Origin of the sequence: Dolomitihabitans soli (assembly GCF_022213955.1) — a bacterium.
Taxonomy (GTDB): domain Bacteria; phylum Actinomycetota; class Actinomycetes; order Streptosporangiales; family Streptosporangiaceae; genus Streptosporangium_A; species Streptosporangium_A soli.
The window spans coordinates 365989-392524 of sequence record NZ_JAKNTW010000007.1 but is presented as its reverse complement, the minus strand read 5'-3'; the positions used below and the strand labels follow the sequence as shown (position 1 = coordinate 392524).

Below are 26536 nucleotides of genomic sequence, written 5' to 3'. Positions count from 1 at the left end.
GTACCCGGCTACTCATTTCGCGAGGACCGGAGATGTCACCTGCCCGTCAGGTCGTCCGGGTCGCTCCCACGCTCGCGATCACCACGCAGCCGACCGCCGCCCACTCCCTCAGATGCAGGATTTCGCCGAGCACGACCAGCCCCACCAGAGCCGCCACCGCGGGCTCCAGGCTCATCAGGATGCCGAAGACGCGCTTCGGCATCCGTCGCAGCGCCTCCAGCTCGATCGAGTAGGGGATCACCGAGGAGAGCAGCCCGACGCCCAGGCCGATCAGCAGCAACTCGGGCCGCAGCAGCTCGGCCCCGCCCGCCGCGATGCCCACCGGCGCGACGAGCACCAGCGAGACGACCATCGCGAACGACAGCCCGCCCGCGCCCGGGAACCGCCGCCCGGTCGCGGCCGACAGCACGATGTACCCCGCCCAGAAGAGCGCCGCCAGCAGCGCGAAGCCGATCCCCGGCCAGCTCACCCGGGACGTCTCGCCCCACGGCGCGAGCAGCGCGATACCGGTCGCCGCCAGCGCCACCCACAACAGGTCGAGCCTGCGCCGGGACGCCGCGACCGCGACGCTCAGCGGACCGAGGAACTCGATCGCCACCGCGATCCCCATCGGCAGCCGGGCCAGCGCCTCGTAGAAGGAGAGGTTCATCAGCCCGAGGGTCAGCCCGAACGCCGCCCCGACGCCCAGGTCGCTCCTGCTCAGCCCGCGCAGCCGTGGCCTGGCGATCAGCCCGAGGACGAGCGTTCCGGTAGCGATGCGCAGGAACACGACCGCGCTCGGCGGCAGCTGGGCGAACAGGTCCTTGGCGAAGCCCGCGCCCACCTGCACCGAGAGGATCGCCAGCAGCACCAGGCCGGACGGCGGGATGGCGTCGACGGTGGCGCGCGCCAGCGCGTTCCTGCGCGGGAGGTCCGGCTGGTACGGCTCAGCGGTCACGTCACTCCCAGCGGAAGGTCCGGGCGGCCAGCAGCAGCGACACGGCGGCCCACCCGGCGAGGATCGCCACGCTGGACACGGGCAGGGCCGCCCCCGCGGTGAGGACCGCGCGCAGCCCGCCGGTCAGCGCCGCGATCGGCAGCAGCTCCAGCACCGGTTCGACCGCGGCGGGGAACACGGTCAGCGGGAAGATCACCCCGCCGCAGCCCAGCAGGACCAGGTAGACGAGGTTGGCGCCGGCGAGCGTGGCCTCGGCGCGCAGCGTGCCCGCCATGAGCAGCCCGAGGCCGCTGAACGCGGCGGTGCCGAGCAGGATGAGCACCAGGGCCGCCAGCGGGGAACCCTGCGGCCGCCAGCCGAGGGCGAGCCCGACGCCGGTGATGACGGCCACCTGGATGACCTCGACCACGATCACGGCCAGCGTCTTGGCCAGCAGCAGCCCGGTGCGCGAGAGCGGGGTCGCGCCCAGCCGTTTGAGCACGCCGTACCTGCGCTCGAAACCGGTCGCGATCGCCTGTCCGGTGAAGGCCGTCGACATGATCGCCAGGGCGAGCACGCCGGGGGCCAGGAAGTCGACCCTGCGGCCCGCGCCCAGGTCGAGCAGCGGCATGGCGGAGAAGCCGGCCAGCAGCAGAATCGGGATGATCATGGTGAGCAGGAGTTGCTCGCCGTTCCGCAGGGTCGCGCGCACCTCGGCGCCCGCCTGCGCGGTCACCATCCGGTGCAGCGGCGCCGCCTTCGGCGCGGGCGTGAAGTCGAGGCCGGTCAGCATGGTTCCCCGCAGGTGGTGCCGTGGTGCCGTGCGAATGGGCGGAGGGTCACCGCAACTCCCGGCCGGTCAGTTCGAGGAAGACGTCTTCGAGGGTGCGGCGTTCGATGCTCAGGTCGTCGGCGGTGACGCCTTCCGCGGCGCACCAGGCGGTGACGGTCGCGAGCAGTTCCGGGCCGACCTGCCCCTCGATGATGTAGTGGCCCGAGGGCGACTCCTTGGCGGCGCTCCCGGTGGGCAGCGCGCCGAGCAACTCGTCGAGGTCGAGCCCCGGCCTGGCCCGGAACCTGAGCTGGCGCTCGGCGCCGGTCAGCGTGGCGGGGCTGCCGCCCGCCACGACCCGCCCCCTGTCGATGATCACGACCTGGTCGGCCAGCCGCTCCGCCTCGTCCATGTGGTGGGTGGTGAGCACCACCGACACCCCGCAGGCCCGCAGCTCGCCGACGACGTCCCAGCACGCGTGCCTGGCCTGCGGGTCGAGGCCGGCCGTCGGCTCGTCGAGGAAGACGAGCTCGGGCCGCCCGACCACGGCCGCGGCCAGCGACAGGCGCTGCTGCTGCCCCCCGGACAGCCGGCGGTACGGCGTGCGGGCGTGTTCGGTGAGGCCGAGCCGGTCGAGCAGCGCGGCCGGGTCGAGCGGGTGCGCCGAGAACCGGCTGACCAGGCGCAGCCATTCGCCGGCCCGGGTCGCCGGGGGCACCCCGCCCGCCTGGAGCATCACGCCCACCCTGGCCCGCAGCTCCGGCCGGGAGGGAGCCAGGCCGAGCACGCGGACCGTGCCGCCGTCGGCGCGGCGGAAACCCTCGCAGATCTCGACGGTGGAGGTCTTTCCCGCGCCGTTCGGGCCCAGGATCGCGGTGACCGCACCGCGATCGGCCACGAGGGAGAGGCCGTCCACGGCGGTCGCGCGCCCATAGCGCTTCACCAGTCCGGAGACCTCGACGGCAGGGGAGTCCATGGGCATGAGTGTAGGGACTCCTCCGGGCGCTCCCGCTCGCGGCACGACTGATCCGGGCAGAGGTAAAACCTTGCGGCGAATCCTGTCAAGCACGGAATCGCCCCCACCTTTCCGTGTTCCGCCGCGTGCGAGCCTGCCATCGATGCGTCAGGCGTGAAGGAGGAGGATCGGCATGTCAGAGCGGACGGCATACCGGCCGGGAGTTCCCTGCTGGGTCGGCCTTTCCAGCCACGACATCACCGCGTCGGTCAGGTTCTACCGCGACGTCCTCGGCTGGGACGCGGCGTTCGACGCGCGTCCGGGGGCCGCGGGGGAGGGCCGGTTCACACTGAACGGCAGGGTCGTCGCCGGTGTCGGGCACGCGGCCGGGGACCTGCCCGCGGGCTGGCACACCCACATCGCGGTCGAGGACGCGTGGAAGACCGCCGAGCGGGTCGCCGCGGCGGGCGGGCACGTGGTCAGGGAGCCCTACGCGGTCATGGACGAGGGGCACGCGGCGGGGTTCCAGGATCCGGCCGGCGCGTTCTTCATGATCTGGCAGCCGGGGCGGAGAGCGGGCGCGGAGCTGGTCAACGAGCCCGGCACGTTCACCTGGAACGAACTGGCGACCCGCGACACGGCCACCGCCAGGTCCTTCTACCCGGCCGTGTTCGGCTGGGGGGCCGAGGAGGACGACATGGGCGGCATGGAGTACACCGTGTGGCAGGTGGAGGGCGAACCGGTCGGCGGGATGATGGCGATGGGCCCGCAGTTCCCCTCCGATGTGCCGCCGCACTGGCTGACCTATTTCGCCGTCACCGACTGCGAGGCCACGGTGGCGAGCGTGGAACGGCTGGGCGGCACGGTGTTCGTGCCGCCGATGGATCTTCCGGTCGGCCGGTTCGCCGTTATGGCGGATCCACAGGATGCGGCTTTTGCGGTGATTCAACCCTCAGAAGGCTGATTGCAGGCTTGAATGCCGTGTCATACTAAAAATCGTAAAATTTGGGAATGTGGCTGACCAGATCGTGGTTTGACCCCTTGGCCCGCGTGGGGCCCGTGTGGCCTGCGAGGGAAGGGACCAGCCATGACCGCGACCGTCGTCGCGCCCGACAATGTGACTCCTCCGGTGGTGCGGCGGCGGGGACTGCTGCTGCTCATCCTGGGAGCGCTGTCGGCGATCGGTCCGCTGTCGATCGACATGTACCTGCCGGCGCTCCCGGCGATCGCCGGTGAGATGCTCACCGGGCCGTCCCAGGTGCAGCTCACCCTGACCGCCTGCCTGATCGGCGTCTCGCTGGGACAGGTGGTGGCCGGACCGCTCAGCGACGTGCGCGGCCGGCGGACGCCGCTGCTGCTGGGCATCGCGGGCTACGCCGTGGCCTCCTTCCTGTGCGCCTTCGCCCCCTCGATCGGCGCCCTCATCGCGCTCCGCCTCTTCCAGGGCTTCACCGGCGGGGCCGCACTGGTGATCGTGCGAGCGGTCGTGCGCGACCTGTACGGCGGCGCCGACATCGCCCGGATCTTCGCCACGCTCATGCTGGTCAGCGGGCTGGCCCCGATCCTCGCGCCGATCGCCGGGGCGCAACTGCTGGAGTTCACCTCCTGGCGGGGCGTCTTCGTGGCGCTGGGCGTGGCCGGCGTCCTGCTGCTCGGCGCGGTGCTGCTGGGCGTGAAGGAGACCCTTCCGGCCGAGCGCAGGGAGGCGGGAGGGCTGCGGCACACCGTGGCCACGTTCTGGCTGCTGCTGCGCGACCGGTCGTTCATGGCCTGCGCGCTGGCGGGCAGCTTCGGCTTCGCCGGGATGTTCGCCTACATCTCCGCCTCGCCCTTCGTGCTCCAGGAGATCTACGGGATCTCGCCCACCACCTACTCGCTGATCTTCGGCGTCAACGCGCTCGGCCTGACCGTGCTGGCGCAGGTCGGCGGGCGGCTGGCGGGCCGCGTCAGGCCCGAGCGGCTCGTGCTGACCGGCCTGTTCGTGTCGATGGCCGGGGCGATCGCCCTGTGCGCCGCGGTGCTGACGGGGATCGGGCTGCCCCTTGTGGTGGCCGCGCTGTTCGTCCTGATGTGCGGCGCCGGCCTGACGCTGCCGGGAACCGGCGCGCTCGCCCTCGCGGGCCAGCCCCCGCAGGTCGCGGGAAGCGCCTCCGCGTTGCTCGGCGTGCTGCAGTTCGCGCTGGGCGCGGTGGCCGCCCCGCTCGTGGGCCTGGCGGGCGCCGGTACGGCGGTGCCGATGGCCGTGGTGATGGCGGTTCTCGCCGCCGGTGCCCTGGTCGTTTTCGTGGTTCTGAACCGGACGGCAAAAGTTAGGTAAGCCTTCCCTGCGTGAGCAATTCCATTATGCGCAGCTCGGTCAAGCATTTGTGTGACGGGAAGGAAATAGGTCACACTGATGTTGTGAAAAACATGGCCGGGATGATGAACACCGAGACGGGCGCCGAGCACAGCACTCGCGCGCGCGTGGCTCGGCTCATCCTGGAGCATGGGCCCATCGCCGCCGCCGCCCTTGGCGAGCGGCTGGGCCTGACACCGGCCGCGGTCCGCCGCCACCTGGACGCGTTGCTGGCCGACGGGATGATCGAACCCCGCGCGGCGAGAGCACGGGTCCAGCGCGGGCGCGGGCGGCCGGCCAAACTGTTCGCCATCACCGACGCGGGACGCAGTGCGTTCGAGCACGCCTACGATGACCTGGCGGGGAGCGCGCTGCGCTTCCTGGCCGAGCGCATGGGCGAGGAGGCGGTCGCCGACTTCGCGCGATCGCAGGTGGCGGCCCTGGTCGAGCGTCTCGCGCCGGCGATGCGCGAGGTGCCGGCCGACCAGCGGGTCCGGGTGCTGGCCGAGGCGCTGTCAGCCGACGGCTACGCGGCCTCGGCGAGCAAGGCCCAGCTCGGCGGTGAGCAGCTGTGCCAGCATCACTGCCCGGTCGCGCACGTCGCGGCTGACTTTCCGCAACTGTGCGAGGCCGAGACCGAGGCCTTCGCGGAGATCCTCGGCACTCCTGTCCAGAGGCTGGCGACCATCGCCCACGGCGACGGGGTCTGCACCACACACGTGAGTCCTCACGCGCTAAGTGAAGCCATACATAAGATCAAGAGCAAGGAGACCGGAAGGTGACTATCACCGACCGCCCGGAGCTGGAAGGCATCGGGAATTACAAGTTCGGCTGGGCCGACTCGGACGCGGCGGGAGCCACAGCTCGACGTGGCCTGTCCGAGGAGGTCGTCCGCAACATCTCCGCTCTCAAGAACGAGCCGGAGTGGATGCTCGACCTTCGTCTGAAGGGCCTGCGCCTGTTCGGCAAGAAGCCCATGCCCACCTGGGGATCCGACCTCACCGGCATCGACTTCGACAACATCAAGTACTTCGTCCGCTCCACCGAGAAGCAGGCGGCGTCCTGGGACGAGCTGCCCGAGGACATCAAGAACACCTACGACAGGCTCGGCATCCCCGAGGCCGAGAAGCAGCGCCTGATCGCCGGCGTCGCGGCCCAGTACGAGTCGGAGGTCGTCTACCACAAGATCCGTGAGGACCTTGAGGAGAAGGGCGTCATCTTCCTCGACACGGACACCGGCCTCAAGGAGCACCCCGAGCTCTTCAAGGAGTACTTCGGCTCGGTGATCCCGGTCGGCGACAACAAGTTCGCCGCGCTCAACTCCTCGGTCTGGTCCGGCGGCTCGTTCATCTACGTCCCGCCGAACATCGAGGTCGAGATCCCGCTGCAGGCCTACTTCCGGATCAACACCGAGAACATGGGCCAGTTCGAGCGGACCCTGATCATCGTGGACGAGAACTCCTACGTCCACTACGTCGAGGGCTGCACCGCGCCGATCTACTCGAGCGACTCGCTGCACTCGGCGGTCGTCGAGATCATCGTGAAGAAGGGCGCCCGCTGCCGTTACACGACCATCCAGAACTGGTCGAACAACGTCTACAACCTGGTCACCAAGCGCGCCGTGGCGTATGAGGGCGCGACCATGGAGTGGATCGACGGCAACATCGGCTCCAAGGTCACGATGAAGTACCCGGCCGTCTACCTCATGGGCGAGCACGCCAGGGGTGAGACCCTGTCCGTCGCCTTCGCCGGCGAGGGTCAGCACCAGGACGCCGGTTCGAAGATGGTCCACCTGGCGCCGCACACCAGCTCCAGCGTCATCTCCAAGTCGGTGGCGCGCGGCGGCGGCCGTACCTCCTACCGCGGTCTGGTCCAGATCGAGGAGGGCGCGCACGGCAGCGCCAGCACGGTCAAGTGCGACGCGCTGCTGGTCGACCAGATCAGCCGCTCCGACACCTACCCCTACGTCGACGTCCGCGAGGACGACGTCTCGATGGGCCACGAGGCCACCGTCTCGAAGGTCAGCGACGACCAGCTGTTCTACCTCATGAGCCGAGGGCTGGGGGAGGACGAGGCGATGGCGATGATCGTGCGCGGCTTCGTCGAGCCGATCGCGCGCGAGCTCCCGATGGAATACGCGTTGGAGCTCAACCGGCTGATCGAGCTGCAGATGGAAGGAGCGGTGGGCTGACGATGGGTCTCGAGACCAAGCCTCTCTCGACCCTGCACGAGAAGGCGTCGTACGACCTGGCCGACTTCGAGGTGCCCGGCGGCCGTGAGGAGGCGTGGCGGTTCACACCGCTGTCCCGCCTCAAGGGCCTGCAGAACGGCACCGCGGAGGTCACCGGCCAGGTGCTCACGCAGGCGTACACCCCGGCCGGGGTGACCGCGGAGTGGGTCGGCCGCGACGACGCCCGGATCGGCAAGGCCTACGTGCCCGCCGACAGGGTGAGCGCGCAGGCCTACAACACCTTCGAGAAGGCGCTGGTGGTGACCGTGCCGAAGGAGGCCGTGCCCGCCGAGCCGATCACCATCGAGATGCGGGGGAGCGGCGCCGAGGGCGCGTCCTACGGCCACATCGTGATCAAGGTCGAGCCGATGGCCGAAGCCGTGGTGATCATCGAACACCAGGGCAGCGCGACCTACGCCGACAACGTCGAGTTCGTGGTGGGCGACGGAGCCACGCTCAAGGTCGTCAGCCTGCAGGACTGGGCCGCCGACTCCGTGCACGTCTCCCACCACCACGCCCAGCTCGCCCGGGACGCCTCCTTCCGGAGCTTCGTGGTGACCCTGGGCGGCGACCTCGTACGGCTGTCGCCCAGCGTCTCCTACACCGGCCCCGGCGGCGACGCCGACCTGTCCGGCCTGTACTTCGCGGACGCGGGCCAGCACCTGGAGCACCGCCTCCTGGTCGACCACTCCCAGCCCAACTGCAAGAGCAACGTGGACTACCGCGGAGCCCTGCAGGGCGACGAGGCCCACACGGTCTGGATCGGCGACGTGATCATCAGGGTCGAGGCCGAGGGCACCGACACCTACGAGCTCAACCGCAACCTCATCCTCACCGACGGCGCCCGCGCCGACTCGGTGCCCAACCTGGAGATCCTCACCGGCGAGGTGACCGGGGCGGGCCACGCGTCCACCTCCGGCCGCCTCGACGACGAGCACATCTTCTACCTGCAGGCCCGCGGCATCCCCTTCCACGAGGCGCGGCGCCTGGTCATCCGCGGGTTCTTCGGCCAGCTGATCGAGAAGATCGGCGTTGAGGAGATCCGCGAGCGGGTCATGAGCGCGGTGGAAGCGGAGCTCGAGAAGTGAGCTTCGAGAAGGTGTGCAAGACGAGTGACGTCCCGGAAGGCGGCGTCATAGGGGTCGAGGTGGGCGAGACCCCGGTCGCTCTGGTCAACACCGGGGGCGAGATCTACGCCCTGCACGACGTGTGCTCGCACGCCGAGGTGAAGCTGAGCGAGGGAGACGTCTACGACGGCACCCTCGAGTGCTGGCTGCACGGCTCGTGCTTCGACATCCGCTCGGGCAAGCCCACCGGCCCGCCCGCCAACAAGCCCGTCCCCGTCTACAGAGTGAAGATCGACGGCGACGACGTCTACGTCTCGCTCTCGAAGGAGTCATAACCGTGTCCACGCTTGAGATCCGTGACCTGCATGTCGCCGTCGGCGACAAGACGATCCTTACGGGCGTCAACCTCACCGTGCGCGCGGGCGAGACCCACGCGATCATGGGCCCGAACGGCTCGGGCAAGTCGACGCTCGCCTACGCGGTCGCCGGTCACCCGAAGTACACCATCACCGGCGGCCAGGTGCTGCTCGACGGCGACGACGTGCTCGACATGACGGTCGACGAGCGCGCCCGCGCGGGACTGTTCCTGGCGATGCAGTACCCCGTCGAGGTTCCCGGCGTCTCGGTCTCCAACTTCCTGCGCAGCGCCGTGACGGCCGTGCGCGGCGAGGCGCCCAAGCTCCGCCAGTTCACCAAGGAACTGAAGAGCGGGATGGACGACCTGGCCATCGACGCCGTCTTCGCCCAGCGCAACCTGAACGAGGGCTTCTCCGGCGGCGAGAAGAAGCGCCACGAGATCCTCCAGCTCGAACTCCTCAAGCCGAAGATCGCCATCCTCGACGAGACCGACTCCGGCCTCGACGTCGACGCGCTGCGCGTGGTGTCCGAGGGCGTCAACCGGTTCCGCGAGGGCGGCGAGACCGGCGTGCTGCTGATCACCCACTACACGCGGATCCTGCGTTACGTGAAGCCGGACTTCGTGCACGTCTTCGCCGGCGGCAAGATCGTCGAAGAGGGCGGCCCCGAGCTCGCCGACCAGCTTGAGGCAGAGGGTTACGAGCGCTTCGCCAAGGCGTCGGCGTGAGCCTTCCCACCCTTGACGTGGAGAGGATCAGGAAGGACTTCCCGGTCCTCTCCCGCGAGCTGCCCGGAGACCGCCCGCTGATCTACCTCGACTCCGGAAACTCCTCGCAGAAGCCGCTGCAGGTCATCGAGACCATGCGCGACCACATGACCATGCACTACAGCAATGTGGGCAGGGCCATGCACGTGCTCGGCGCCGAGTCGACCGAGGCGTTCGAGGACGCCAGGGACAAGATCGCGGCGTTCATCGGCGCCCCGTCGAGGGACGAGGTGGTCTTCACCAAGAACGCCTCCGAGGCCCTCAACCTGGTCGCCTACGCCTTCGGCAACCCGGCGGGCGAGGACCCGCGTTTCCGGCTCGGCCCCGGCGACGAGATCGTCATCTCCGAGATGGAGCACCACTCCAACATCGTGCCGTGGCAGCTGCTCGCGCAGCGGACCGGCGCGACCCTGCGCTGGTTCCCCGTCACCGACGAGGGCCGCCTGGACCTGTCGGGCATCGACGACCTCGTCACCGAACGCACGAAGATCGTGTCGATCGCGCACCAGTCGAACGTGCTCGGCACGGTCAACCCCGTGGCCGAGGTCCTCGCGCGGGCCCGTCAGGCCGGCGCGCTGCTGATGCTCGACGCCTCCCAGTCCGTGCCGCACCACCCGGTCGACGTGGCCGCGCTGGGCGTCGACTTCGTGGCCTTCACCGGCCACAAGATGGCCGGTCCGTCCGGCATCGGCGTGCTGTGGGCCCGGGGTGAGCTGCTGGCGGCGATGCCGCCGTTCCTCGGCGGCGGCGAGATGATCGAGGCGGTCTGGATGGATCGCTCGACCTACGCGCCGGCGCCCCACAAGTTCGAGGCGGGCACGCCGCCGATCGTCGAGGCCATCGGTCTCGGCGCCGCCGTCGACTACCTGACAGCCGTCGGCATGGACGCGATCGAGGCGCACGAGCGCGAGCTGACCGCCTACGCTCTCGGCGCGCTCGCGGAGCTCCCGTCGCTGCGCCTCATCGGCCCCGGCACGCTTGACCAGCGCGGCGCGACGGTCTCCTTCACCCTGGAGGGGATCCATCCGCACGACGTCGGGCAGATCCTCGACGATGTGTTCGGCGTCGCGGTACGGGTAGGTCACCACTGCGCGCGCCCGCTCCACCTCCGGTTCGGAATACCCGCGACCACCCGGGCGTCGTTCTACCTGTACAACACCACGGGCGAAATCGACGCCTTGGTGCGCGGCCTCCACCACGTTCAGAAGGTGTTCGCCTAGTCATGATCGCCGAGTCGATGTACCAGGAACTCATCCTCGAGCACTACAAGCACCCGCAGGGCCGGGGGCTGCGTGAGCCGTACGATGCCGAGGTCCACCACGTGAACCCGACGTGCGGTGACGAGATCACCCTGCGGGTGAAGCTCGGTGACGGGGGCAAGGTCGAGGACGTCTCCTACGACGGCCAGGGCTGCTCCATCAGCCAGGCGGCGGCCTCGGTGCTGCACGAGCTCACCAGCGGCTCGACCGCCGAGGAGACCCTGGTGGTGGTCGACGAGTTCACCCGGCTCCTGCAGGGCAGGGGAAAGATCGAGCCGGACGAGGATCTGCTCGGTGACGCGGTGGCGTTCGCCGGGGTGGCCAAGTTCCCCGCCCGGGTGAAGTGCGCGCTGCTGGCTTGGATGGCCTACAAGGACGCTTTGGTGAGGAGTTCCGCATGAGCAAGCCCGTTGAGACCCCGACCGCGGCCTACGAGGGCGAGACGAGTCTGGAGGAGGTCATGGAGGCCCTCAGGGACGTCGTCGACCCCGAACTCGGCATCAACGTCGTCGACCTGGGCCTCATCTACGGCGTCAACCTCGACGCCGCCGAGGGCGCGGCCGCTCCCGTGGCCACCATCGACATGACGCTCACGAGCGCGGCCTGCCCGCTCACCGACGTGATCGAGGACCAGGCCCATTCGGCTCTGGACGGCATGGTCTCCGACGTCAAGATCAACTGGGTGTGGCTGCCGCCGTGGGGCCCGGACAAGATCACCGATGACGGGCGTGAGCAGCTCCGCATGCTCGGCTTCAACGTCTGACCGGCTTCCGGAGAGTGCCGCCGCCTACGTGTGCGTGCGGCACTTGAGGGCGTCCCCGCGGCGGGCGTCTACGGTGGCGAAGTGTCCCGGCTCGAAGAAATTTTGGAGAGCTGGGAACAAAGTGGGTAGTGGGATGGTTATACCTACTTGTGGCTCCCAAGAGGGCCGTTGATGCGTTCGTGTAGCCCGGCGCTGCGAAGGTCGGGTATGTTTGATCGTGGTCTGACTCTGAGCGGGTAGACTGGCGTCGCCCGCCCTGTGCGGTGCCTGAATGTCGCTGCTCGACATGCATCGCACAGCACCCGGCACCCAAGGGTGCCCGATCGGGCGCGGTCCATACGACCGCGCGTTCCAGGCTCGTCCTTTCGCAGAAGTGACGTGCCGCGTACTTCTACGGAAAGGCACGAAACTTCGTGACCATGCTCGACGCTGCCCTGCCCGAAACCACTGACGCCCAGGTGACCCCCGCTCCGTCGGAGTTCGCCCTGCTCGGCCTCCCCAGGCCGCTGGTGTCGGCTCTCGTGAGGCAGGGCATCACTGCCCCCTTTGAAATTCAGCGGGCTACCATTCCCGACATTCTCGCCGGAAACGACGTGCTCGGCCGTGGCCAGACGGGCTCCGGCAAGACCCTCGCGTTCGGCCTCCCGGCCATGACGCGCATCTCCGGCGTCAAGGCCCGGCCCGGCCGCCCGCTGGCCGTCATCCTGGTGCCGACCCGCGAGCTCGCCCTGCAGGTGCACGACGCCCTTGAGCCGCTGGGCCGCGGCCTGTCGCTGCGCATGAAGACCGTCGTCGGCGGAATGTCCATGGGCAAGCAGATCGAGGCGCTGCGGCGCGGCGTCGAAGTCGTCGTCGCCACCCCCGGCCGCCTCACCGACCTCGTCCAGCAGGGCGAGTGCTCGCTCGAAGAGGTCCAGGTGACCGTGCTCGACGAGGCCGACCACATGTGCGACCTCGGCTTCTTCCCCGTCGTCACCGCGCTGCTCGACCAGACCCCCGCGGACGGCCAGCGCCTGCTGTTCTCCGCCACCCTCGACGGCGACGTCGACAAGCTGGTCAGGCGCTTCCTGCACAACCCGGTGACGCACTCGATCGCGCCGGCGACCTCGCCGGTGGACACCATGGAGCACCACGTGCTCCAGGTGACCCGCGACGACAAGTTCCCGATCACCGCCGAGATCGCCAACCGAGAGGGCAGGTCCATCCTGTTCGTGCGCACCCAGCACGGCGTGGACCGGCTCGTCAAGCAGCTCGCCCGGGTGGGCGTGAAGGCCGGCGGCCTGCACGGCGGCAAGCGGCAGAACCAGCGCACCCGGATCCTGGCGGAGTTCCGCGAGGGCACGATCATGGTGCTGGTCTGCACGGACGTCGCGGCCCGCGGCATCCACGTCGACGACGTGAGCCTGGTGCTGCACGTCGACCCGCCGCAGGACTCCAAGAGCTACCTGCACCGTGGCGGCCGTACGGCCCGCGCCGGTGAGCGTGGCACCGTCATGACCCTGGTGCTGCCGAACGAGCGCCGCTCGACCGACCAGCTGACCCGCCAGGCGGGCATCAAGCCGTTCAGGCTCAGGGTGACCCCCGGGCACCCGAGGCTCGAAGAGGTCGTCGGCGCCAAGCAGCCGAGCGGCGAGGAGATCCCGGTCTGGGAGCCCGCCGCGCCGGTGAGCGCCCGCCGTCAGCGTCGTGACGGCGGTGGCGGCCACTCCGACCGCCGCCCGCGCCGCTTCCGCGACCGTCAGGGGTACGGCTCCGCCGGCTCCGACAACCGTGGGCGCTTCGCCGACCGGGCTCCGGCCGGGGAGGCGGGCACCCGCTCCGACACCCGCGCGCCGTACCGCACGGACGACAACCGCGGTGACGCGCGGCCGTTCCGCACCGACCGGCCCGAGCGCAGGGGAGCGCCGGCTCGCGATGGCGCTGCCGGCGGCGGATACCGCGGCCCCCGCGAGGGGGCGGCGGGCGGCGTGCGCGCGCCGCGCGAGGCTGGCTCGACCGGCGGGTTCCGCGGGTCGCGCGACGGCTACCGGGGCGAGCGCCGTGAGGGCGCCCGTGCCGAGAGCACCGACCGTGGCGGCGCGACCTCCGGTGACCGCCGTGAGGGCTTCCGCTCCGACTTCCGGTCGGACCGCGGCGGTTCCTTCCAGGACAACCGTTCCGGCGGACACCGCTACGGCAGCTGACCGGCACGGGACTCTGCTCGACTGAAGAAGGTCGGCTGAAGAAGGTCGACTGAAGGGCGGGGACGGCTTGACGCCGTTCCCGCCCTTCGTCGTTCCCGGGGTCAGCCCTTGACGCCGCTGAGGACGATGCCCCGGGTGAAGTAGCGCTGGAACACCAGGAAGAAGATCACCGTGGGCAGCGAGGCGAGGAATCCGGCGGCCATGATGGTGCCGTAGTGCTGGGCGCCGCCGAAATAGGAGCTGAGACGGGCCAGGGCCACCGGGACGTTGGCCATCTCGTCGCTCTGCACGATGATCAACGGCCAGAGGAAGTTGTTCCACTCGGCGAGCACGATGAAGATCGACATGGCGGCGAGGGCGGGCCGGAGCAGGGGCAGCACGATCTGCCACCAGATCCGCCACTCCCCGGCGCCGTCCACCCGCGCCGCCTGGATGAGCTCGTTCGGGATCGACTGCAGGAACTGCACCAGGAAGAACAACACGAACGCCTTGGCGAGCGCCGGGACGATGTAGCCCGCGTAGGAGTCGAGCCAGCCGAGGTTCCGCATGATCACGTAGTTGGGGATCAGGGTGGTCTGCCAGGGGATCATCATCGAGGCGATGATCATGATGAAGATCACCCGGCGGCCCTTGATCTCGTGCTTGGCGATCACGTAGGCGGCCAGTGACGCGATGAGCAGCGAGCCCACGGTGATGGCGATCGTGATGATCAGGCTGTTGAACATGAAGCGGCCGAAGCCGAAGTCGACCTGGAACCGCTGGAAGACGCCCTGCAGGTGGCCGGGGTTGATCTGGGTGGCCGACCAGTCGGGGTCGTAGAAGTTGTTCAGGGTCGGACTGCCGGGCACGAAGGACGGCGGGTGCCGGTTCAGCTCCGTGGGCGTCTTGAAGACGCTGATCAGCATCCAGTAGAACGGGGCGATCATGGTCAGCGCGAGCAGGTAGAACGGCAGGCGGAGCAGGTGGCCGCGCCGCTTCCGGCGGCGCTCGTCCCGCTCCGGCTCTCCTGCGTCGAAGCTCGCACGAGGGCGGGTCGGGGCCGGGGCGGTGGTCATCACAGCTCCTTCATGGCGCGGCCGAGACGAAGATTGATCATGCTGATCACAAAGATGATCGCGAAGAGCACCCAGGCGATCGCGGAGGCGTAGCCGAGCTGGAAGTGCGTGAACCCCTGGTCGTAGAGATAGGGAACGATCATGAGGCCGGAGTCGAGCACGCCGCCCACGCTGTTGGTGCCGCGGAAGACGATGTAGACCGCCTCGAAGATCTGGAACGCGCCGATCAGGCCCGTGACCACGACATAGGTGGTCACCGGGCGGAGCAGCGGCAGGGTGATCGAACGGAACTGCTGCCAGGCGGTGGCCCCGTCGATGCGGGCCGCCTCGTAGTACTCGCCGGGAATGGTGTTGAGCCCGGCGACGTAGAGGACCATGCCGTATCCCATGCCGCCCCACACGGACATGAGCACCAGGATGGGGATGGTCAGCGACGGGGTGGCCAGCCACTGCACGGTGCTTCCCCCGAGCCAGCCGACCACGGTGTTGGCCAGGCCGACGTCGCTCGGGAAGAAGATCCACTTCCACATCAGCATGAGCGCGATCGACGAGGTCACCGAGGGCAGGAAGAAGATCGTGCGCATGATCCGGTGCGGCCAGCTCGAACCGCTGAACGCCAGCGCGAGCCCCAGGGAGAGCAGGGTGCCGATGACGACCGAGGCGAGCACGTAGATGAAGGTGTTGCCGAGGGCGTGCCGGAACCGGTCGTCCTCGAAGAGCAGGTTGCCGAAGTTCTCCAGGCCGGTGAGCCGCGCCGGGGTGATCCCGTCGAAGTCGGTGAAACTGAGGAAGAGCGAGTTGGCCAGCGGCCAGACCAGGAACGCCAGGAACAGTGCCAGGAAGGGCAGCAGCATGGCGTAGGAGGTGGCGTAGCGTCGCAGTCTCGCACGCTGGGGCTGGGCGGTATGGGTTCCCACGGTGTGTCTCCTTCGCGCCAGGCGGCGGGCGGGCCGCCGGGCCCGCCCGCCCTGATCCGTCAGCCCGCGTTCTTCTCCATGATCTTGGCGGCCTCGGTCAGCGCGGTCTTCGCGTCCGCCTTGCCGAGAATCACCGACTGCAGCTGCTTGCTGACGTCGGGGGCGCTCTCGTCCCAGCCGGGGCAGCCGGGCGCCGCGACGCCCGACCTGATCGACGCCTCGAACACGGCGGACTGCTCGGGCGTGAAGGTCGACTGGCCGATCTTGTCGGCGCGCGCCGAGATGAACGGCAGGTTGCGGCCCGAGGCCTCCTTCACCATCACCTGGACGGCCTGGTCGGTGTAGAGGAACTTGACGAACTCCGCCGACTGGGCCACGTACTTGCTGAACGCGGTGACGCCGATCGCGCGGCCGCCGACGAAGGTCTTCGCTCCCGCCGGGCCCGCGGGGAGCGGGACCATCGCCCACTTGTCCTTCAGCTTGGGTCGGTCGATGTCCAGGCCCTTGGCGATCCAGCTGCCCGCGGAGACCATCGCGGTGCCGGTGTCGAGCGCGTCGCCCCCCTCGACGGTCGCGGTGGGCGCGCCGTGCTGGCGGTAGAGGTCCACCCAGAACTTCAGGGCCTGCTCCGCCTGCGGGGTGTCCAGCGACGGCTTGCAGTCGTCGGTGTAGAAGCTGCCGCCGGCCTGGTACAGGTAGTTGAAGTAGCCGATCCAGTCGAGGTTGCCCCAGTCCTGGCTGAACGCCTTCTTCACGCCCGCCTTCTTGAGCGCCTCGATGGTGCCGGTCAGCTCCTCCCAGGTGGTCGGCGGGGACTTGATGCCGGCCTTCTCGAACAGGTCGGTGCGGTAATAGAGGGCGTGCGTGGACATGTCGAGCGGCACGCCGTACACGGTGCCGTCGGGGGCGATCGCCGACTCCCACTGCGCGGGCAGGGCCTGGGCCTTGAGCGTGTCGATGCCGTGCTTGCGCAGGTCGACCATGGCGCCGCGGATGCCGAACTGGATGGTCCAGGTCATCCCGCCGGAGATGACGTCGGGGCCGCTGCGGCTGGTGGCCGCCGCCAGGAGCTTGGCGTAGGCGTCGTCCCAGGCGAGCGTCTGCACCTTGACGGTGACGTTCGGGTGCGACTGCTTGTAGAGGTCGGCCGCCTTCTGGAAGATCGCCGTCTCGTCGTCGCCGCCGGTCGACCAGAAGCTGATGGTCGCGGGGGCGCTGGTGTCGGCCTGCTTCGTCTCGGTCTGGCCGCCGGTGGCGCAGCCCGTACCGAGGGTGAGCACGCCTGCACAGAAGACTGCCATTGTCCGTCGCATGCGGGTCTCCGATCTGACAGGGGCCGTGAGGTCAGGTCACGGTGAGGGAGATCTCAGCACTTAAACGGGTAAGTTTCCATAGCGCGAAGTGGAGACCTTAGGTTCAGCGCCCCGGAGAACTGCTGTTGAGCTGGGCTATCGCTGTCTTAATCTCAATGAAACGGTTCAGTAACGCTCGACGTCCGGCGCTGTGCGGTGAGCTTGTCAAGGCCGACACGCCGGACGGCTCCGTCGCGTTCGGGAGCGCTCCCACCGCCGGCGCGGGTCCCTGCCGCCCTGCCTGATCCCCGGTGCGCCGACGGCCGCTCAGGCAGGGGGCGCGGTGCTGCCGCGCGGGACCAGCCGGGCCCCCTCGTCCTCGAACCCGGTGACCTCCTCGCCCGCGATCAGTGCGAGCAGCCGCCGGGCGGCGTGCGCGCCGTACGCGGGGATGTCGCGGGTCAGCGCGGTGAGCGCGGGCCGGACGACCTGGGACAGCGGCGAGTCGTCCCAGGCGACGACCGACAGGTCGGTGGGCACGCCGAGGCGCATCTCCTGGGCGACGGAGAGCCCGGCGACGGCCATTATGTCGTTGTCGTAGGCGATCGCGGTCGGCCGCCGGGGTGAGCTGAGCAGCCGCCGGGTGGCCCTGGCGCCCTCTTCGCCGGTGTAGTCGGTGTGCACGGTGACGTGCTCGGTCACGCCGAGCTCCACGCACACCTCGGCGAAGGCGCGGTCGCGGATCGCCGTGTGCGCGAGCCGGGGCAGCCCCGCGACGCGCGCGATGCGCCGGTGGCCGAGCGCCACGAGGTATTCCACGGTCTCCCGTACGGCGGCGCCCTCCTCGGACCACACCGGCACCAGCGAGCCCGACGCCGACGGGTGCCCGAGGACCACCACCGGCATGCCGAGGGCCTCGATCTCGGGCACCCGGGGGTCGGCGACGTGCAGATCGACCATGATCGCCCCGTCGATGCGCCCCTCGCCCCACCAGCGGTGGTAGACCGCCATCTCCGCCTCGTGGTCGGTGACGACCTGGAGCATCAGCGCGGAGGAGCGGGCGGCCAGCTCGGACTCGATGCCGCTGATCAGCTCCATGAAGAACGGTTCGACGCCGAGGATCCTGGCCGGTCGGCACAGGGCGAGGCCGATGGCGTCGGCGCGGGCGCCGTTGAGCGCGCGGGCCGCCCGGTTGGGACGCCAGCCGATCTCCTCGGCGATCGCCCGGATTCGGGTCCGGGTGGCTTCGGAGACCCCCGGCTGGCCGTTCAGCGCGTAGGAGACGGCCCCTTTGGAAACGCCGGCGCGCTTGGCGATGTCCGCGATCGTCGGTCTGTTCAACATGTCCCTTGCAGCGTGAGGACTGAATCGGTCCAGTCAAGGTCTCATTGATATCACACCCCCTCCTAACTCTATTGACACTGATGACACGTCGAATTTACGGTCGCGGTACTTTCCCGGTTCAGGAATGGATCCCGAAAGATTGGGAGCGCTCCCATTGGGAAGCGAGGTTGATTGCGAGTTCCGGTGCTCCGGAGCCTCCGGGGGGCACGGCCTGCCAGATGTTCGAGCTGGACCTCAGCGAGGGTGCAGAGCCCCGCGAGGACGAAGGAGAACTCCGATGCGAAACCGCTCACGGTTTCTGATCATGTGCTTCGCGGCCTCCCTGACGGTGGCGGGTTGCACGAGTGGCGGCCCGGCACCGGCCGCGAGCGCCCCGCCCACAGGCAGCGCCGCCGCTCCGGCCCCCGCCGCGAACGGCGCGTTCCCCCGTAACCAGACTCTCTACACCAGCGGCACCCAGTACGGCCCGCCCGCCAACTGGAACCCGATCCGCGAATGGGACTCCGCGACCGGCACCAAGGGCCTGGTCTACGAGACCCTGTTCCTGTTCGACCCGCAGAAGGGCGACTTCACCCCGTGGCTCGCCGAGAGCGGCAGCTGGACCGGCGACAACGAGTACACCCTGAAGCTGCGGCCCGGCGTCACCTGGTCCGACGGCAAGCCGCTGACCGCCGAGGACGTCGTCTTCACCTTCGAGCTCGGCAAGATGGAGACGATCCCCTACCACCCGCTGTGGACCTTCCTGAAGAGCGCGGAGGCGGTCGACGCGACCACCGCGAAGTTCACCTTCACCAAGCCCAACTACCAGCAGTGGGCCAACCACCTCTACAGCAGGGCGATCGTGCCCAAGCACCTCTGGGAGGGGCGCGACGAGAAGGAGGTGCTCGACGGGGTCAACGAGAAGCCCGTCGGCACCGGCCCGTACGCCTACCAGAGCCACGACCAGGACCGCATGGCCTGGGTCAAACGTGACGGCTGGTGGGCCACCAAGGCGCTCAACCTCGACGTCAAGCCCAAGTACATCGTGGACATCGTCAACGGCAGCAACGAGGTGGCGCTGGGCCTGCTGCTGCAGAACGGCCTCGACCTCAGCAACAACTTCCTGCCCGGCATCGCCAACCTGGTCCAGGGCAAGTTCGGGGTGCAGACCTACTACCCCGAACCGCCCTACATGCTCTCGGCCAACACGGCCTGGCTGGTGCTCAACACCGAGAAGAAGCCGATGGACGACCCCGCCTTCCGCAAGGCGATGGCGAGCTCCATCGACATGAAGACGATCGTGGAGAAGGTCTACGGCAACCTGGTGCTCCCGGCGAGCCCGACCGGCCTGCTTCCCCAGTGGGACAAGTACATCGACAAGGACGTGGTCGCGAAGAGCGGCTTCTCCTACGACGAGGCCAAGGCCAAGAAGCTGCTGGCCGACGCGGGATACAAGGACGCCGACGGCGACGGGTTCGTGGAGAACAAGGACGGCTCCAAGATCCAGCTGGAACTCATCGTGCCGAACGGCTGGACCGACTGGATGGAGGCCATCCGGGTCATCAGCGGCAGCGCGAAGAAGGCCGGGATCAACGTCGAGCCCGCCTTCCCCGAGTATCCCAAGCTGGTGGCCGACCGGGGCACCGGCAAGTTCGACATGCTGCTGAACAATGAGCGCCAGCTCAGCAACACGCCCTGGATGTACTACGACTACATCTTCCGGCTGCCCATCCAGAAGCAGCAGAACACCACCAACTTCGGCAGGTACGAGAACAAGAAGGCCTGGGACCTGGTCCGCGACCTCGACAACCGCCCGACCGACGACGCCGAGGGCATGGCGAAGATCACCTCCGAGCTGCAGCAGATCCAGCTCGACGACATGCCGGTGATCCCGCTTTGGTACAACGGCCTGTGGGCCCAGAGCACCTCGACGGTCTGGAAGAACTGGCCGTCCGCCGCGCCGGGCGCGCCGAAGAACGCGCCGACCCTGTGGCGTAACTGGATCGAACTCGGCGGCATCTACACCCTCACCGAACTCCAGCCGGTCGCCGGAGGCTGATCCTCTGTCCGAGCCCCCTCCCTTCTCGCCGGGAGGGGGCGTCGATCGCAGCCCTCACAGGAGGATCCGCTTGCGACAGTACTTCGGCAGGAAGGCGCTGATCTACGCCCTGACGTTCTTCGTGGCCGTGACGATCAACTGGATGATCCCGCGCTTCATGCCCGGCGACCCCATCCAGGGCCTGGTAGCCAGGGCCCAGGTGGCCGACCCGGCTTCGGTCGACGCCATGCGGGCGCACTACACCAACCTGTTCGGGCTCGACGTGCCGTGGTGGCAGCAGTACGTCAACTTCTGGGCCGCGCTGCTCCGGGGGGACATGGGGATCAGCATCTGGGCCTTCCCCACGCCGGTCACCGACCTCATCATCCGGGCCGTGCCGTACACGCTGGGGTTGCTGATTCCGGCGATCCTGCTGAGCTGGTGGGCGGGGAACAGGTTCGGCGCGTTCGCCGCGCGCAGGAAGTGGCTGGACAACACGGTCCTGCCGATCGGCTACCTGCTGACGGCCACGCCGTACATGTGGCTGGCGCTGTTGCTGGCCTGGACGCTGGCGATCCTCGCGGGGATCTTCCCCGTGTCGCACGCCTACAGCTTCGCGGTGCAGCCCTCCTGGTCGTGGGAGTTCCTCGGCAGCCTGGCGGTGCACTGGGTGCTGCCGTTCTCCTCGCTGTTCCTGGTGATGTTCGGCGGCTGGGCCATCGGGATGCGCAACCTGATCATCTACGAGCTGGAGTCCGACTACGCCAACTACCTTCAGGCGCTGGGCGCGCGGAGCCGGCTGGTCCGGGGGTACGCCTTCAGGAACGCGGTGCTGCCGCAGATCACCGGGCTGGCCCTGCAACTGGGCACGATCGTCGCCGGCGCGCTGGTGACCGAGATCGTCTTCTCCTATCCCGGCATCGGCCACCTGATCCTGCAGGCCATCAACAACCAGGATTTCTTCCTGCTGCAGGGGGCCTTCCTGTTCATCGTGCTGGGGGTGCTGGTCGCCAACTTCATCATCGACGTCGTCTACACCCTGGTCGATCCGCGGACCCGGATCCGGATGCAAGGGAACGCCGTATGACCCAGACCGACCAGATCGTCCTCCCGGCGAAGCGGCGGGGAGGCGAGACCCTCCATTTCGCGCTGCGGAACAAGAAGCTCCTCGTCGGGGCGTTCGTCGTGCTGGCCGCCCTGGTGCTCGCGATCGCCGGGCCGATCCTGCACGACGTGTCCCCGACGGAGTACATCGGCGTGCCCGGGCAGGCTCCGGGCGGCGACCATCTGCTCGGCACCACGATGTTCGGGCAGGACGTCTACAGCCAGTTCGTGCACGGCCTGCGCTCCACCTTCCTGGTCGGCCTGCTGGGCGGGGGCCTGGCCGCCGTGGTGGGGATGGTCGTCGGCTTCGTGGCCGGCTACCGGGGCGGCTGGGTGGACGAGATCCTCAACATGGTCACCAACATCCTGCTGGTCATCCCCACGCTGGCCGTGCTCATCATCATCGCGGCCTACCTGAAGGTGCGCGGGGTCATGGTCGAGGCGTTGTTCATCGGGTTCACGTCCTGGCCCTGGGCGGCACGGGCGGTCCGGGCGCAGACCCTCACCCTGGCGTCCAGGGACTTCGTGGACCTGGCCAGGCTGAGCGGGGTGCGCACCTGGAAGATCATCACGCGTGAGATCGCGCCCAACATGAGCTCCTACCTGTTCATGACCTTCATCCTGCTGTTCGGCGGCGCGGTGCTCGCCGCGGCCACCCTCGACTTCATCGGCCTGGGCCCGACCGACGGCATGTCGCTCGGCCTGATGATGAACAACGCGGTCAAGTGGAGCGCGCTGCAACTCGGTCTGTGGTGGTGGTTCGTGCCGCCCGGCATCGGCATCACGGCGGTGGTGGGCGCGCTCTACGTGATGAACGTGGGGCTCGACGAGGTGTTCAACCCGCGGCTGAGGGAGACCTGATGGGACTGCGGGTGAACGACCTGAAGGTCTACTACCAGACGCTCAGGGGCGAGGTGAAGGCCCTCGACGGCGTCACCTTCGCCGTCGGGGACGGTGAGATCCTCGGGCTCGCGGGGGAGTCGGGCTGCGGCAAGACGACCCTGGGCAAGAGCCTGATCCGGATGGACGGGCGGATGCGGCACACCGGCGGGACCGTCGAGCTCGACGGGGCCGAACTGCCGATCGGCGACGACCGGCGGATGAACCGCTTCAGGTTCAGCGAGGTGTCCATCATTCCGCAGTACGCCATGAGCGCGATGAATCCGACCCGCAAGATCGGCAAGATGGTCGCCGACCTGCTGGAGTCGCGCGGCCTGCGCTACCGGAACCTGGCCGGGGAACTGGAACGCCGCCTGGACCTGGTGGAGCTGCCCCGCGAGGTGCTCGGCAGCTACCCGCTGGAGCTCTCCGGCGGCATGAAGCAGCGCATGGTGATGGTCATCTCGACCCTGCTCGACCCCTCGCTGCTGATCGCCGACGAGATCACCTCCGCGCTGGACGTCTCCACCCAGAAGGCCGTGGCCAGGACCCTCGTCGGGTTCCGCGACCGGGGCTTCGTGCGCAGCGTGATCTTCATCACCCACGACATCTCGCTGACCTACCAGATCGCCGACACGATCATGGTGATGTACGCGGGCAAGGTCGCGGAGAAGGCCCGCGCCGACGTGATCGTCAACGCGCCGCGGCATCCTTACACCAAGCTCCTGATCTCCTCCCTGCCCGAGGTGGGCGTCCGCTACGCCGACCGCAAGCTCGCGGGCATCCCCGGCAGCCCGCCCTCGCTGCTGGACCCCCCGACCGGCTGCCGGTTCCGCGACCGCTGCCCCCTCGCCCACGACAAGTGCGCGGAGGAACCGCCGGCGGTCGAGGTCGAGCCGGACCACTTCGTCGCGTGCTGGAAGGCCTGATGCTGAAGCTCGACGCAGTCGCCAAGATCTACAAGGTGGGCGCCTTCGGCGGCCGCACCCTGACCGCCGTCGACGACGTCGGCTTCGAGATCCGCTCCGGCGAGGTGGTCTCGCTGATCGGCGAGAGCGGCAGCGGCAAGAGCACCGTCGGCAGGATGGTGCTCGGGCTGACCGCGGTCACCCGCGGATCGATCACCTACGACGGCGCCGACATCGCGACCCTGCCGCGCAAGGCCTACTACCGCAGCGTGCAGGGCGTCTTCCAGGACCCCTTCAGCTGCTACAACCCCGTCTTCAAGGCCGATCGCGTGTTCCGGATGATCAAGGAGGAGTACTTCCCCCGCGTCGCCGCCCCCGAGTGGGACGCCAAGATCGAGGAATCCCTCGACGACGTGCGGCTCAACCCGGCTCAGGTGCTCGGCAAGTACCCCCACCAGCTCAGCGGCGGCCAGCTCCAGCGCCTGCTGATCGCCAGGGCGCTGCTGCTCGACATCAAGTTCCTGGTCGCCGACGAGATCACCAGCATGCTGGACGCCTCCACCCGGATCGACGTGCTCAACCTGCTCGCCGACCTCAAGTCGCGCGGCCTGGGCGTGCTGTTCGTCACCCACGACCTCTCGCTGGGCAACTACGTCAGCGAGCGCACCGTGGTCATGCACCGCGGCCACGTCGTGGAGATGGGCCTCACCGACAAGGTGTTCACCGACCCGCGCCACCCCTACACCGCCAAGCTGCTGTCATCGGTACCGCAGCTCACCACCAAATGGGACGACACACCCGCCGTGCCACTCGACATCCTCGATTACGGCGCCGCCGCCCTGGTCGAGGTCGAACCTGGTCACCTGGTACGGCAGGAGCAGAGCCTGAGGAGCGTCAATTGAGGAACCTGCACGACGGCTGGACCCTGTCCAGCACGTCGGGTGAGATCCGTGTGCCCGCGAACGTCCCCGGATGCGTGCACACCGATCTGCTCGCCGCCGGCCGGATCGAGGATCCCTACCTGGCCGACAACGAGACCGCGCTCGGCTGGATCGGACGCTCCGAATGGGTCTACGAGACGTCCTTCGCCTGGCGTCCCGACGGCCACGACCGCGCCGACCTCGTCTGCGAGGGCCTCGACACGGTGGCCACCGTGCTGCTCAACGGCGTCGAGGTGGGCGGCACGGCCAACCAGCATCGCTCCTACCGCTTCGCCGTACGGGATCTGCTCCGGGAGGGGGGCAACACGCTCACGGTGCGCTTCGGCTCGCCGTACGAGTACGCGGAGCGGCAGCGGGCGGCGCTCGGCGACCGGCCGGGCGCCTACGCCGAGCCGTACCAGTTCATCCGCAAGATGGCCTGCAACTTCGGCTGGGACTGGGGGCCCACCCTGGTCACCTCCGGCATCTGGCGGCCCATCGGCCTGTCCGCGTGGAGCGGCGCGCGGCTCGCCGCCGTACGTCCCCTGGTCACCATGGACGGCCGCGACGGGCGGGTGGCCGTGCACGTCACCGTCGAACGCGCCGGCGACCTTCCCCTGACGGTGACCGCCGAGGTCGCGGGCGTCACCGGCGAGGTACGGCTGGCCCCGGGCGAGACCTCGGGGGTCATCACCCTGCAGGTGCCGGAACCCGGCCTGTGGTGGCCGAGAGGGTACGGCGAGCAGACCCGCTACCCGCTCACCGTCTCGCTGGGGGAGCCTGGTTCGCCGGGAGAGCCGGGAGAGCCGGGCGGACAGGGCGAGCCGGGGGAGCAGGTGTGGCGGCGGGAGATCGGATTCCGGTCGGTCCGGCTGGACCAGACCGGCGGCGCGTTCACCCTGCACGTCAACGACGAGCCCGTCTTCGTGCGCGGCGTGAACTGGATCCCCGACGACTGCTTCCCGGATCGGGTGACCCGCGCCCGGCTGGCCGAGCGCTTCGAGCAGGCCACCGCCGCCAACGTCAACCTGCTCCGGGTGTGGGGCGGCGGCCTCTACGAGAGCGAGGACTTCTACGACCTCGCCGACGAGATGGGCCTGCTGGTCTGGCAGGACTTCCCCTTCGCCTGCGCCGCCTACCCCGAGGAGGAGCCGTTCGCCACCGAGGTGGCGGCCGAGGCCAGGGAGAACGTCACCCGCCTGGCGTGGCGGCCGTCCCTGGTGCTGTGGTGCGGCAACAACGAGAACCTGGAAGGCCACGCCGACTGGGGCTGGCAGGCCGACCTGGCGGGCCGTACCTGGGGCGAGGGCTTCTACCACGACCTGCTGCCCCGCGTCGTCGCCGAACTCGACCCCACCCGCCCCTACTGGCCGGGCAGCCCCTACTCCGGAGCCCCCGGCCTGCCGCCCAACGACCCCGCGCGCGGCACCGTGCACATCTGGGACGTGTGGAACGCCCGCGACTACACCCACTACGCCTCCTACCGGCCCAGGTTCGTCGCCGAGTTCGGCTTCCAGGGGCCGCCCGCGTACGCCACCCTGCGCCGCGCCGCCCCCGGTGGGCCGCTCACCCCCGCCTCCTCCCACCAGAAGGCCGACGACGGCGCCGCCAAGCTCCTCCGCGGCCTCGGCGACCACCTTCCCCAGCCGGCGACCTTCGACGACTGGCACTACTACACCCAGCTCAACCAGGCCCGCGCGATGTCCTTCGGCATCGAGCGGTTCCGCGCCCTGGCCCCGCACTGCGCGGGCACCATCGTGTGGCAGCTCAACGACTGCTGGCCGGTCACCTCCTGGTCCGCCGTCGACGGAGACGGCCGCCGCAAACCCCTGTGGTACGCCCTGCGCCGCGTCTACGCCGACCGCCTCGTCACGATCCAGGACGACACCGCCGTGGTCGTCAACGACGGCCCCGCGCCCTGGTCGGGCGACCTGACCGTCATCCGCCGGAACCTCGCGGGCGAACCACTGGCCAAGGAGTCCTTCCCGGTACGGCTGCCGCCGCGCGGCCGGGTGGCGATCGACCTGCCCGCCGCCGTGACGGAACCGGGCGACCCGGCGCGCGAGGTCCTGACCGCCGGGCTCGGCGACGTCACGGCCGTGCGGTTCTACGTGGAGGACACCGAGGCGGACTTCCCGCCCGCCGGGTTCGACGCGGTCGTCGAGCCCGTCGAGGGCGGCGTTCGGGTACGCGTCACCGCCAGGACCATCCTGCGCGACCTCGCCCTCTTCCCCGACCGGCTCGACCCGGACGCGAGCGTGGACACCATGCTCCTGACCCTGCTGCCGGGGGAGACCGCCGTCTTCCACGTGACCACCACCGCGGACCTCGACCCCGCGGCCCTGACGAGCCACCCCGTGCTGCGGTGCGTGAACGACGCGGGGAGGTGACACGTGCCCGAGACGCCACGAGTCATCGGCGTCCAGTGAGGTGACGCACGTTCGGTGTCCGGGCGGCGTTAGGCTGGACGTACACGCCACCGATCGCCGAGAGAGAT

Annotated in this window: 24 protein-coding genes; 17 read left to right on the top strand and 7 right to left on the bottom strand. The window is 69.3% G+C overall.

Annotation, left to right across the window (positions count from 1 at the left end):
- Positions 1–46: 46 nt before the first annotated feature.
- The 3 genes from MBA17_RS17285 to MBA17_RS17275 are packed head-to-tail and all read right to left on the bottom strand — an operon-like array spanning position 47 to position 2664.
- Positions 47–937, bottom strand: coding sequence for an EamA family transporter (locus MBA17_RS17285; RefSeq protein ID WP_238497498.1), 891 nt, complete (start codon positions 935–937; stop codon positions 47–49).
- Position 938: 1 nt separating this feature from the next.
- Positions 939–1709: an ABC transporter permease gene (locus MBA17_RS17280; RefSeq protein ID WP_238497497.1), complete on the bottom strand. Its 771-nt coding sequence runs from the start codon at positions 1707–1709 to the stop codon at positions 939–941.
- 46 nt (positions 1710–1755) lie between these two features.
- On the bottom strand, positions 1756–2664 hold the full coding sequence (locus MBA17_RS17275; protein WP_238497496.1) for an ABC transporter ATP-binding protein: 909 nt from the start codon (positions 2662–2664) through the stop codon (positions 1756–1758).
- Positions 2665–2836: 172 nt separating this feature from the next.
- Here MBA17_RS17275 and MBA17_RS17270 point away from each other — a divergent pair, with 172 nt between their 5' ends.
- From MBA17_RS17270 to MBA17_RS17220, 11 genes are all read left to right on the top strand, one after another.
- Positions 2837–3607 carry a VOC family protein gene (locus MBA17_RS17270; RefSeq protein WP_238497495.1) on the top strand — a complete coding sequence of 257 codons (771 nt, stop codon included), beginning with the start codon at positions 2837–2839 and terminating at the stop codon, positions 3605–3607.
- A gap of 123 nt (positions 3608–3730) precedes the next feature.
- On the top strand, positions 3731–4960 hold the full coding sequence (locus tag MBA17_RS17265) for a multidrug effflux MFS transporter (protein WP_238497494.1): 1230 nt from the start codon (positions 3731–3733) through the stop codon (positions 4958–4960).
- Between the two features lie 101 nt (positions 4961–5061).
- Positions 5062–5760, top strand: coding sequence for a helix-turn-helix transcriptional regulator (locus MBA17_RS17260; protein WP_238497493.1), 699 nt, complete (start codon positions 5062–5064; stop codon positions 5758–5760).
- Positions 5757–7169 carry a Fe-S cluster assembly protein SufB gene (gene sufB / locus MBA17_RS17255; RefSeq protein WP_238497492.1) on the top strand — a complete coding sequence of 471 codons (1413 nt, stop codon included), beginning with the start codon at positions 5757–5759 and terminating at the stop codon, positions 7167–7169. Before MBA17_RS17260 ends, sufB begins: the two co-directional genes overlap by 4 nt.
- 2 nt (positions 7170–7171) lie before the next feature.
- Entirely contained in the window at positions 7172–8296 is a 1125-nt protein-coding gene (sufD, locus tag MBA17_RS17250) for a Fe-S cluster assembly protein SufD (protein WP_238497491.1), read from the top strand.
- Positions 8293–8610: a non-heme iron oxygenase ferredoxin subunit gene (locus tag MBA17_RS17245; RefSeq protein WP_238497490.1), complete on the top strand. Its 318-nt coding sequence runs from the start codon at positions 8293–8295 to the stop codon at positions 8608–8610. The genes sufD and MBA17_RS17245 overlap by 4 nt, the downstream gene beginning before the upstream one ends.
- Positions 8611–8612: 2 nt before the next feature.
- The gene (gene sufC, locus MBA17_RS17240) at positions 8613–9359 is read left to right on the top strand and encodes a Fe-S cluster assembly ATPase SufC (protein WP_238497489.1); all 747 of its coding nucleotides are present in this window, start codon (positions 8613–8615) and stop codon (positions 9357–9359) included.
- On the top strand, positions 9356–10618 hold the full coding sequence (locus MBA17_RS17235; protein WP_238497488.1) for a cysteine desulfurase: 1263 nt from the start codon (positions 9356–9358) through the stop codon (positions 10616–10618). Before sufC ends, MBA17_RS17235 begins: the two co-directional genes overlap by 4 nt.
- A 2-nt stretch (positions 10619–10620) precedes the next feature.
- Entirely contained in the window at positions 10621–11058 is a 438-nt protein-coding gene (sufU, locus tag MBA17_RS17230; protein WP_238497487.1) for a Fe-S cluster assembly sulfur transfer protein SufU, read from the top strand.
- Positions 11055–11420 carry a metal-sulfur cluster assembly factor gene (locus MBA17_RS17225; protein WP_238497486.1) on the top strand — a complete coding sequence of 122 codons (366 nt, stop codon included), beginning with the start codon at positions 11055–11057 and terminating at the stop codon, positions 11418–11420. Before sufU ends, MBA17_RS17225 begins: the two co-directional genes overlap by 4 nt.
- 419 nt (positions 11421–11839) lie before the next feature.
- Positions 11840–13603: a DEAD/DEAH box helicase gene (locus MBA17_RS17220; RefSeq protein ID WP_238497485.1), complete on the top strand. Its 1764-nt coding sequence runs from the start codon at positions 11840–11842 to the stop codon at positions 13601–13603.
- A 101-nt stretch (positions 13604–13704) separates the two neighbouring features.
- Here MBA17_RS17220 and MBA17_RS17215 read toward each other — a convergent pair whose 3' ends face one another.
- From MBA17_RS17215 to MBA17_RS17200, 4 genes are all read right to left on the bottom strand, one after another.
- Entirely contained in the window at positions 13705–14658 is a 954-nt protein-coding gene (locus MBA17_RS17215; RefSeq protein ID WP_238497484.1) for a carbohydrate ABC transporter permease, read from the bottom strand.
- Positions 14658–15575 carry a carbohydrate ABC transporter permease gene (locus tag MBA17_RS17210; RefSeq protein ID WP_238497483.1) on the bottom strand — a complete coding sequence of 306 codons (918 nt, stop codon included), beginning with the start codon at positions 15573–15575 and terminating at the stop codon, positions 14658–14660. Before MBA17_RS17210 ends, MBA17_RS17215 begins: the two co-directional genes overlap by 1 nt.
- 59 nt (positions 15576–15634) lie before the next feature.
- The gene (locus MBA17_RS17205) at positions 15635–16876 is read right to left on the bottom strand and encodes an extracellular solute-binding protein (RefSeq protein WP_238497482.1); all 1242 of its coding nucleotides are present in this window, start codon (positions 16874–16876) and stop codon (positions 15635–15637) included.
- Between the two features lie 318 nt (positions 16877–17194).
- Positions 17195–18208 carry a LacI family DNA-binding transcriptional regulator gene (locus MBA17_RS17200; protein WP_455432780.1) on the bottom strand — a complete coding sequence of 338 codons (1014 nt, stop codon included), beginning with the start codon at positions 18206–18208 and terminating at the stop codon, positions 17195–17197.
- Between the two features lie 280 nt (positions 18209–18488).
- On the opposite strand from MBA17_RS17200, the gene MBA17_RS17195 reads away from it, so the two are divergent.
- The 6 genes from MBA17_RS17195 (at position 18489) to MBA17_RS17170 (ending at position 26429) form a co-directional block, all read left to right on the top strand.
- Positions 18489–20249 carry an ABC transporter substrate-binding protein gene (locus MBA17_RS17195; RefSeq protein ID WP_238497480.1) on the top strand — a complete coding sequence of 587 codons (1761 nt, stop codon included), beginning with the start codon at positions 18489–18491 and terminating at the stop codon, positions 20247–20249.
- A 70-nt stretch (positions 20250–20319) separates the two neighbouring features.
- Positions 20320–21315: an ABC transporter permease gene (locus MBA17_RS17190; RefSeq protein WP_238497479.1), complete on the top strand. Its 996-nt coding sequence runs from the start codon at positions 20320–20322 to the stop codon at positions 21313–21315.
- Entirely contained in the window at positions 21312–22193 is an 882-nt protein-coding gene (locus MBA17_RS17185; protein WP_238497478.1) for an ABC transporter permease, read from the top strand. Before MBA17_RS17190 ends, MBA17_RS17185 begins: the two co-directional genes overlap by 4 nt.
- On the top strand, positions 22193–23140 hold the full coding sequence (locus tag MBA17_RS17180; RefSeq protein WP_238497477.1) for an ABC transporter ATP-binding protein: 948 nt from the start codon (positions 22193–22195) through the stop codon (positions 23138–23140). The genes MBA17_RS17185 and MBA17_RS17180 overlap by 1 nt, the downstream gene beginning before the upstream one ends.
- Positions 23140–24021: an ATP-binding cassette domain-containing protein gene (locus MBA17_RS17175; protein WP_238497476.1), complete on the top strand. Its 882-nt coding sequence runs from the start codon at positions 23140–23142 to the stop codon at positions 24019–24021. Before MBA17_RS17180 ends, MBA17_RS17175 begins: the two co-directional genes overlap by 1 nt.
- A complete protein-coding gene (locus MBA17_RS17170; RefSeq protein WP_238497475.1) occupies positions 24018–26429 on the top strand; it encodes a glycoside hydrolase family 2 protein in 2412 nt (803 codons plus the stop codon). Before MBA17_RS17175 ends, MBA17_RS17170 begins: the two co-directional genes overlap by 4 nt.
- Positions 26430–26536 lie beyond the last annotated feature (107 nt).

Excerpts from the sequence above, each read along its gene's own strand:
- MBA17_RS17220 (WP_238497485.1), top strand. The coding sequence starts at position 11,840 with ATGCTCGACGCTGCCCTGCCCGAAACCACTGACGCCCAGGTGACCCCC.
- MBA17_RS17275 (WP_238497496.1), bottom strand. The coding sequence starts at position 2,664 with ATGGACTCCCCTGCCGTCGAGGTCTCCGGACTGGTGAAGCGCTATGGG.
- MBA17_RS17260 (WP_238497493.1), top strand. The coding sequence starts at position 5,062 with ATGATGAACACCGAGACGGGCGCCGAGCACAGCACTCGCGCGCGCGTG.
- sufU (WP_238497487.1), top strand. The coding sequence starts at position 10,621 with ATGATCGCCGAGTCGATGTACCAGGAACTCATCCTCGAGCACTACAAG.
- MBA17_RS17225 (WP_238497486.1), top strand. The coding sequence starts at position 11,055 with ATGAGCAAGCCCGTTGAGACCCCGACCGCGGCCTACGAGGGCGAGACG.
- MBA17_RS17185 (WP_238497478.1), top strand. The coding sequence starts at position 21,312 with ATGACCCAGACCGACCAGATCGTCCTCCCGGCGAAGCGGCGGGGAGGC.
- MBA17_RS17175 (WP_238497476.1), top strand. The coding sequence starts at position 23,140 with ATGCTGAAGCTCGACGCAGTCGCCAAGATCTACAAGGTGGGCGCCTTC.
- MBA17_RS17265 (WP_238497494.1), top strand. The coding sequence starts at position 3,731 with ATGACCGCGACCGTCGTCGCGCCCGACAATGTGACTCCTCCGGTGGTG.
- MBA17_RS17180 (WP_238497477.1), top strand. The coding sequence starts at position 22,193 with ATGGGACTGCGGGTGAACGACCTGAAGGTCTACTACCAGACGCTCAGG.
- MBA17_RS17205 (WP_238497482.1), bottom strand. The coding sequence starts at position 16,876 with ATGGCAGTCTTCTGTGCAGGCGTGCTCACCCTCGGTACGGGCTGCGCC.
- MBA17_RS17195 (WP_238497480.1), top strand. The coding sequence starts at position 18,489 with ATGCGAAACCGCTCACGGTTTCTGATCATGTGCTTCGCGGCCTCCCTG.
- MBA17_RS17280 (WP_238497497.1), bottom strand. The coding sequence starts at position 1,709 with ATGCTGACCGGCCTCGACTTCACGCCCGCGCCGAAGGCGGCGCCGCTG.
- sufD (WP_238497491.1), top strand. The coding sequence starts at position 7,172 with ATGGGTCTCGAGACCAAGCCTCTCTCGACCCTGCACGAGAAGGCGTCG.
- MBA17_RS17215 (WP_238497484.1), bottom strand. The coding sequence starts at position 14,658 with ATGACCACCGCCCCGGCCCCGACCCGCCCTCGTGCGAGCTTCGACGCA.
- MBA17_RS17270 (WP_238497495.1), top strand. The coding sequence starts at position 2,837 with ATGTCAGAGCGGACGGCATACCGGCCGGGAGTTCCCTGCTGGGTCGGC.